Origin of the sequence: Mesorhizobium sp. M0243 (assembly GCF_040321775.1) — a bacterium.
Taxonomy (GTDB): Bacteria; Pseudomonadota; Alphaproteobacteria; order Rhizobiales; family Rhizobiaceae; genus Mesorhizobium.
This window is the reverse complement of record NZ_JAMYSF010000069.1, coordinates 1-1,642: the sequence shown is the minus strand read 5'-3', so window position 1 is coordinate 1,642 and position 1,642 is coordinate 1. Positions and strand designations below refer to the sequence as shown.

The 1,642-nt window shown below is 57.0% G+C and carries 1 protein-coding gene and 1 pseudogene; both read left to right on the top strand.

The window, feature by feature from the left end; genetic code table 11:
• Positions 1-919 (top strand): ATP-grasp domain-containing protein (locus NKJ11_RS33630; protein ID WP_352795179.1); only part of this gene is annotated, 919 nt, incomplete at its 5' end.
• Between the two features lie 330 nt (positions 920-1,249).
• Positions 1,250-1,642: pseudogene (locus tag NKJ11_RS33625) on the top strand (hypothetical protein); the annotation flags it as partial.

The following is a 1,642-nucleotide window of genomic DNA, read 5'->3' as shown; positions in this document are numbered from 1 at the left end:
GCGTCAACTTCTCGCGGCCTCAGGCGTTCCGACACCTGCTTATCGCTTGGTGGCCAATGCAGCGGACGTAGAGGATTCTGCAAGGGAGATCGGACTGCCGGCGGTAGTTAAGCCTGCGGTAGGCAGCGGCAGCGTCGGTGTCCGATTGTGCCGCACTGCCGACGAGGTAGTCGAACACACGAACTATCTGTTGGGCGGGCAGCACATATGGCGGTCTGCGCCGAGGATACTGGTCGAAGAATTCGCACAAGGCCCCTATTATACCGCTGAGATAATGGGGAATGAGGTCATTGGGATTGGCACCGGTGACTTCGGCCGCCCGCCGCATTTCGTCTGTCGTGGGTTCACCTACCCGGCACTGCTGACTGATGACGAGCATGAGCGTATCGCCAATGTTTCGCTGAGCTGTTTGCGAGCTCTCGGCCTTGGCTGGGGGCCAACGAACGTTGAACTCCGGTGGACGAAGCGTGGCCCGGTCGTCATTGAAGTCAATCCGCGTCTGGCTGGCACGCCCTTTCCTCAACTCGTTCGTCTGGCTTACGGTGTCGATCTCATCACCGCGCACATCAAGCTTGCCATCGGCGAGGAATGGAATTTGCGCAAAAGGCCTTCGCACATTGCGGCAGCGCGGCATCTGGTTGCTGATCGCGATGGCACCCTTGACTGGATCGGTGGCGACAGGCAAGCGGCCGCAGTATCAGGTGTCGCCGAGGTCAAGTTCTATGTTGAACCCAAGACGCCGATTGTCAGAAAAGGCGATTATCGAGACTGTATGGGACATGTCATCGCCGCTTCATCCAGTCTTAGTCGCACCGAGGCGATACTTCAGCGTGCCGTCGATTTGATCGGTTGGTCGATCACTCCATTTCCGACCATTGACGAGCAAAACCAATGTGCGGCCCCTCACCTCCCGGACTGATGAAAAGAAAGCGGTTAACGGCAATCATCATCACCACGCGAGCATGATACGGGGACGAAGGCGGGTGATCTGGCCTGCAAGCGCGGGACTCTGAGCCGACGCTTTACAATTGGCAGGCGACCGCCGGCTGAGAGTTCAGTGGCAGGCACGCTGAAGCGAGTCATTGCGACAACTGCATCAGCTGCCAATCGTGATGTTAGCGACTGTCCGTCAATGAATGAATATGCCCAGGTGCAGGTAGATGGCGCAACGGTCACCCCGTCGCTGTCCCGAACCTGGTGTGTGGACCGCAGGCACAGCTTCGGCCGACATGTAAGCAATTGAGTTGATGTGCAGAAAATCGCTTTTATGGCCTCTGCTCAGCTTGGCACGACTTTTGAAACGTCTCTCGTGAGGCGGCAGGAGCTGGCGAGCGATATTTATATCGTGGGTGAGATTGCGATCACTGGAGCGAAGAAGGGAAACTGCATGTCAGGTCAGGTAGCAAGTGCAGAGCGCGGCAGAATTCAGGGGGCGAAGTACGATTTCACGGCAACCTACAATCGCAGGTGGCCGCACGCCTATTTTCGGGCGCATCGGGCCCTGGACTACATGATTGCAGATCGGGCCAAGCCGATCTTCGAAAGGATCTTCGCCGATTATCGACGCGTTCGAAACAAGACGAAGTTAAAGATAATCGATGTCGGTTGCTCCTATGGTGTCAACGCCGCCTTGCTGCGAACC